The organism is Tianweitania sp. (assembly GCF_032053605.1).
Taxonomy (GTDB): domain Bacteria; phylum Pseudomonadota; class Alphaproteobacteria; order Rhizobiales; family Rhizobiaceae; genus Tianweitania.
The window spans coordinates 1-5,433 of sequence record NZ_DAMBUH010000153.1; the positions used below are offsets into that span (position 1 = coordinate 1).

The 5,433-nt window shown below is 61.8% G+C and carries 7 protein-coding genes, 1 tRNA gene and 1 pseudogene; 6 read left to right on the forward strand and 3 right to left on the reverse strand.

All coding sequences use genetic code 11. The features are described 5' to 3' along the window. From RTX98_RS19530 to RTX98_RS19550, 5 genes and pseudogenes are all read left to right on the forward strand, one after another. A pseudogene (locus RTX98_RS19530) lies at positions 1 to 342 on the forward strand (cytochrome ubiquinol oxidase subunit I); the annotation flags it as partial. Next, the gene (locus RTX98_RS19535; protein WP_312798524.1) at positions 326 to 682 is read left to right on the forward strand and encodes a hypothetical protein; all 357 of its coding nucleotides are present in this window, start codon (positions 326 to 328) and stop codon (positions 680 to 682) included. The pseudogene RTX98_RS19530 and the gene RTX98_RS19535, both read left to right, overlap by 17 nt. A 114-nt stretch (positions 683 to 796) precedes the next feature. Then, positions 797 to 1,309 (forward strand): hypothetical protein, encoded by a 513-nt coding sequence (locus tag RTX98_RS19540; RefSeq protein ID WP_312798525.1) that lies wholly within the window; start codon positions 797 to 799, stop codon positions 1,307 to 1,309. An 11-nt stretch (positions 1,310 to 1,320) separates the two neighbouring features. Then, positions 1,321 to 1,773: a DUF421 domain-containing protein gene (locus RTX98_RS19545; protein WP_189503664.1), complete on the forward strand. Its 453-nt coding sequence runs from the start codon at positions 1,321 to 1,323 to the stop codon at positions 1,771 to 1,773. A 97-nt stretch (positions 1,774 to 1,870) separates the two neighbouring features. After that, the gene (locus RTX98_RS19550) at positions 1,871 to 3,115 is read left to right on the forward strand and encodes a GGDEF domain-containing protein (protein WP_312798527.1); all 1,245 of its coding nucleotides are present in this window, start codon (positions 1,871 to 1,873) and stop codon (positions 3,113 to 3,115) included. Positions 3,116 to 3,151: 36 nt separating this feature from the next. Here the strand turns inward: RTX98_RS19550 and RTX98_RS19555 are convergent. Further along, a tRNA-Ile gene (locus RTX98_RS19555) sits at positions 3,152 to 3,227 on the reverse strand. Positions 3,228 to 3,390: 163 nt separating this feature from the next. On the opposite strand from RTX98_RS19555, the gene RTX98_RS19560 reads away from it, so the two are divergent. After that, positions 3,391 to 4,110: an SIMPL domain-containing protein gene (locus RTX98_RS19560; protein WP_416223183.1), complete on the forward strand. Its 720-nt coding sequence runs from the start codon at positions 3,391 to 3,393 to the stop codon at positions 4,108 to 4,110. A gap of 127 nt (positions 4,111 to 4,237) precedes the next feature. Here the strand turns inward: RTX98_RS19560 and RTX98_RS19565 are convergent, their stop codons facing one another. Together RTX98_RS19565 and RTX98_RS19570 are read right to left on the reverse strand one after the other, a co-directional pair. Beyond that, complete coding sequence (locus RTX98_RS19565; protein WP_312798528.1) at positions 4,238 to 4,588, reverse strand: hypothetical protein; 351 nt, start codon at positions 4,586 to 4,588, stop codon at positions 4,238 to 4,240. Between the two features lie 137 nt (positions 4,589 to 4,725). Continuing rightward, positions 4,726 to 5,172 (reverse strand): YcgN family cysteine cluster protein, encoded by a 447-nt coding sequence (locus RTX98_RS19570; protein ID WP_312798531.1) that lies wholly within the window; start codon positions 5,170 to 5,172, stop codon positions 4,726 to 4,728. Positions 5,173 to 5,433 lie beyond the last annotated feature (261 nt).

Here is a 5,433-nt window from a genome sequence, read left to right on the forward strand (position 1 = left end):
CGCACCCGCTCGCCCTCAGCCTGGCTCGGCCTTTGCGCTCTGTCGCATGCCGGCGTTTGCGCGGTCGTTGCCGCCGTGATCGCGTCGGACATCCCCGATCCGACGCTGCACGCCCATCACGCCACGCTGTTCGCCATACTCGGCTACGCCTTCCTGCATAGCGGCGTCGGCTGCATCCTGGCGCTGTATGGCGTGCAGCGGCAGCGTCACGGCAAACTGTCTGCGCTTCGCAGTCTCGACCTGCGCATCGGCAGGCTGTGGCACGACTATGCCGCCGTTGCCGGCCTCGTCGCGCTTCTGGCGGTGGTCGCTCTGTGCTGGTCCGTTGGCGGGAGGCCGTGATGGGGGAGGTAGCATCCGGCAAGCGGCTTTTGGCGCTTGCAGCGGGCTTCGTGATCTGGTAGCCTTCGTCGTCCTTTACAGCGCCTTGTCGATCGGCTGCCGCCAGGATTGGAGCGATGTTCATCTCCTCGCGGGCCTGTCGCTCCAGCGCGTGCAACTGGCTGCACTCTACGCCGTCCATCTTCTGGCCGGCATAGCTCTGGTGGTATTTCTGCGCCGTAGCCAGTTCGCAACCGGTCCAGCTGCCTTTCTCCAAAGCGTGGCTCTTTACGCCGCGATTGCAGCCGTGTTCTCCACCGCCTTCACCTTTGCCGGAACCCTGATGCTGACGCCTTGCTGACACAGCTGGGGAGAGAGCGCCTGCCGGTCGATTAGACGCTTGCCACAAAGCCGACCCTCTGATGTTCATCCTCAAACATCGGTCCAGAACGGACCATTCGTCGGGAAGGACATCATGGCCGCCGAGCGCGACATTCCCAAAATCCGCGAAGATGGGCTGCAGCTGGAAGAGCATCGCACCTTCCAGGAGCGTTTCTGGAAGGTCGAGCGCATCGCCTGGGTAATCTATGGGCTGATCGTGGTTGCCAGCCTTGTTGGTCTCACCGGCAGTGGCGGCATGCTGGCCGCGGCCTCGCAGCAGCAGGGCGAAAGCCAGATCGACTATCCCCGCGTCAGCCGCTGGCAAACAAGCGACATGATCACGCTGCGCCTTGCGCCCGGCGGCGCGGAACGGCGCATCACCTTCTCGGACAGTTTCTTCGAACAGTTCCAGCTGGAAGCCGTTCAGCCGCAAGCCACCGATGTCATCGGCCAAGGCGGCAAGCAGACCCTGGTCATCAAGGCCGAAGATAAACAGCCGATCCTTGTTCAGCTGCATCTGCGCCCCATCCATCCCGGCATCGCCGATTACGCGATCGCCATCGACAACGCAGCGCCATCAGCGCTCACCACCATTATTCTTCCCTAGGAGCCGAGCCGTTGGAAAGCGTTCTACGCGGTGTGGGCATCTACATCGTCCTTCTCCTGATCGTGCGTTTGAGCGGCCGCCGCACTTTGGCGCAGATGACGCCGTTCGACCTTGTTCTGCTGCTCATCATTGCCGAAACCACGCAGCAGGCGCTTCTGGGCGACGACTTTTCCATCGTCAACTCGGTGGTTCTGATCATCACGCTGTTCCTGACCGACATCGCGCTCAACGCCTTCAAGACCAAAGCTCCACGGCTCGCCCGCTGGATGGACGGTGCCCCGACGGTCCTGATCGCCTCCTGCAAACCGGACTGGCACGCTCTGCGCGAGTCCCGTGTCTCGATCGACGAGATCCTGGCGGCAGGACGCGAACAGCACGGCCTGCAGCGCCTCGAACAGATCAAATTCGCCATCCTCGAAGCCGGCGGCAAGATCACGATTATTCCGACGGAGGACGCGGGGTAGCGCGGGATCGGGGGGCGTTTAGCGGATTTCGGTATTAACGAAAAAGTGGCTCAAACTCCTGTAACGTAACATTCGTCGCTCAATGGGGGAGCCGCTTGTGGACGGAGCTGTTTACGCAATCGTCGTGAATGTTTGCGTAGCGCTTCTTTTCGCGACGACCTTCGCTGTCGTCCGGGTTTCCTATCCCCAGCAGCACGCGGCAACCTGGTTCAGCGCGGTCTATGTTCTCGGCATGCTGACGCCGCTCAGCGAACTGGCCGTCCGCTTTCTCGATCACACCGCCCTCTTTCTGGCGACCAGCTACGGCACCTTCCTGTTGTCCATGCTCACCTTCCTCATGGGGGTAACGTCGCTTGCAGGGCGGGAACAGCCGCGAAAGATTTTGATCGGTCTTCTGCTTGCCGGCATCATCGGTCGTGCTGCGATCTGGAACGGGCCGCGGAACGAGCTTTGGTATGAGCTGGTTTACCAAGCCCCATTCATCGCAATCTCAGCCTGTTCCGCTGCAACAGCCATTGCAGCTGCCCGCCGAACGCGAAGCTTGATGTGGCTTGCCTTGGCTATTCTATTGGGCGTCATGACGGCCTACTTCGTGGCAGAGCCCTTCTTTGCAGCCGCGTTCGGCTCCGGTGTGTCCGCAAAGGTCTATGCCGCAAGTCCTTACGCCCTGTTCTCGCAGGCGCTCGGCGGCATTCTCATCGTCATGGCCGGCTTGCTGATCCTGCTCATGCTCGTTCAATCGGTGCTGTCATCGTCGATCCGCGATTCGGAAACAGATGCGCTGACCGGCATTGCCAACCGCCGGGGCTTCGACCGACACGCGCACCGCATCATCGATGCCGCCCGGCTCGCAGGTCAGCCCGTGGCAGTGCTGCTCTTCGACCTCGACCACTTCAAGCGGGTCAACGATGGCTACGGACATGCAACCGGCGACGCCGTGCTCCGCGCATTTGCCGGCGTCCTGACGAGCAATGCCCCGCCGACCTCGCTAGTCGCTCGCATCGGCGGCGAAGAATTTATCGTTGTTCTGGAGCGCACGACGCTGCGCGGCGCATGGCTGACGGCTCAGGCGATCCGCGCAGACCTGCCGCATCTCGGCGCCCATCTTCCAACAATCACGGTGAGCGGCGGCATCGCCGAATTGAAGCCCGCCGACACGTTCGAAACACTGCTCGCCCGCGCTGATGCCAGAGCCTATCACGCGAAGGAAACAGGCCGAAACCGCATCTGCCCGATGCCCGAACCACTGCTGGGCGAAGAAGGCGTGCAGGCGCTGCACAACCTTCAAACCCCATCCAATCTCAGCCTGATCACCCAACACAGGGCCGCCGATCACGGGTAAGAGACGGCTGGTTCGAAGACCATTGAGAATGATTGTTGGTGGGCCCGGAGGGACTCGAACCCCCAACCAAGCGGTTATGAGCCGCCGGCTCTAACCATTGAGCTACAGGCCCCACCCAAGATGACCACTAGGCAATTTGCGCGACCAGCACAAGTTCCGCGTCGCGCTTCTGCGCAAGCCAGCAATGATGATGCGTTTTGCGTCGTATTCGCTCCATAATCGCCACCTAGGCGTAGGGCGAGGGATGATCCTTGTTCGATGGAGACACTGACACGATGCGCGCCACTCTTCCGTTTGCTTTCCTGATGCTCGGTTCCGCCTCAGCTTTAGCGCAGCCGGTGCCGCCCGCGCCCACCCCGCAGATTGTGGTCACGGGCGAGGGCGAGGCGACCGCGCGGCCGGATCTCGCAATGCTGTCTTTGAGCGTGATGCGCGAAGCCAAGACGGCGCGCGAAGCGCTGGAGGCCAACAGTTCGGCGATGGCGGCGGTGATCAGCGCCATGAAGGCGGAGGGCATTGCCGATGCCGACCTGCAAACCAGCAGCCTGTCGATCGAGCCGCGCTATGTTTATCCCGACGAAAACAACAAAGAGACCGAAACGCGGCTCGTTGGCTATCAGGTGACGAATTCGCTCGGCGTGCGCGTGCGCCAGATCGACAAGGTCGGCGCGCTGCTCGACAAGGCGGTCACGCTTGGCGTCAACCAGGGCGGTCAGATCAACTTCGACTCGGCAGACACGACCAAGGTCTTCGCCGAGGCGCGCAAGCGTGCGGTGCAGGATGCGATGGAGCGTGCAAAGACCCTGGCTGAAGCAGCCGGCATCAAGCTCGGCCAGGTCATGGAAATCTCGGAAAACTCGATGCGCCAGCCGCCCATGCCGATGATGGCGAAGAGCTTCGAAGCGCGTGCGGTGGCGCCTGCGCCAGCCCCCGTTGAAGCCGGCGAGAATTCCTATCACGTTCAGGTCTCCGTCACCTTCGCGATCGATCGCTGATCTCCAGCGCAAACGCGCTGTCCAGCGCGAACGCGCTGTCCCAGCAGCGTAAAAGCGCTGACGTGAACAAGGAAAAGGCCGGTGGATCGCTCCACCGGCCTTTCTTCGCTGGAACCGAAAAACCCTTTTAGCGGATGACGGGGCAGTTCGGAGCCCGCGCGAAGAGGACGCGCACGGTATGGCCGCGCTGGAAGCCGCGAACGGCGATCGTGTTGCGGTTGACGTTGGAAACGCGGGGACGGTTGATGCCCATCTTCCACGCCTTTTCGGTCGCCCGTTCCGGCGTGCAGGCGCGGCGCTGGCCACCGCGATGGCGATCGTCGCGCCAATCCCGATTACGGTCACGATCATGACGATACTGCACCGTCTCGGGCGCAACGGTAACGCTGACGCTTGCGGCTTGGGCGGCGGGAAGAGTGGCGAAGCTGCCGAGCAGAACGCTCAGGGACAGTGCGGTGGTTTGGACGATCTTCAGCATGACGGCGTCTCCTCATGGCCTGTTTCGGCGATGAAGATGCGTTTGCCATTCCCGGCCTGAACTTTAATCGAACCGATCGTTCATATCGGGTTCAGCCGCCAACAGGCTCGCGAGACACAGGCGCCAAGTCCCCTGATTCAGGGCTGCTCGTCCAGCACGTGATCGAAATAATCCTCGTCATCCGTCATGTCGCTTTCCAACGCGGTGACGCGGCCGAGCATGGAAATGCCGGCGCTATGAACGGTGTCGCGGCTACCTGAAATCAGGTGATGCCAGTCGAACAGGTCCTTGCCCTCGGCCACCAGGCGATAACCGCATGTGCGCGGCAACCAGTCGATTTCGCGCACCTTTTTTGGGGTGAGCTTGACGCAATCCGGCACCTTGCGCTTGCGCTGCACATAATCGCTGCACCGGCACGAACCGGCATCGAACAAGCGGCAGGCGACGCTGGTCCAATAGATCTCGCCCGAGTCTTCATCCTCGAGCTTGGCCAGGCAGCATTTGCCGCAGCCGTCGCAAAGCGACTCCCACTCGGTAAGCGTCATCGCTTCCAAGCTTTTGCGTTTCCAGAAGGGCAGATCCATGGGTGCCATGTGATCCTTCGCAGCGGCCAAATCAAGGCGTTCACGATCTCAGGTGAACACCACATTCACGCGCTGTTCAGGCGAATCCGGGTGGAACTTGGCGCAACGCGCTCCATTTGGCTGCGCAACGGGACGAAATGGACAAGGAGACACCATGAAAAGTCGCAACACGATTCTGGCGGGAACGGCGCTTGGCCTGTTGATGGCCACGGCACCGGTGCGCGCTGCATCGCTGCCGACCAGCCTCGCGCCGGCGTCAGG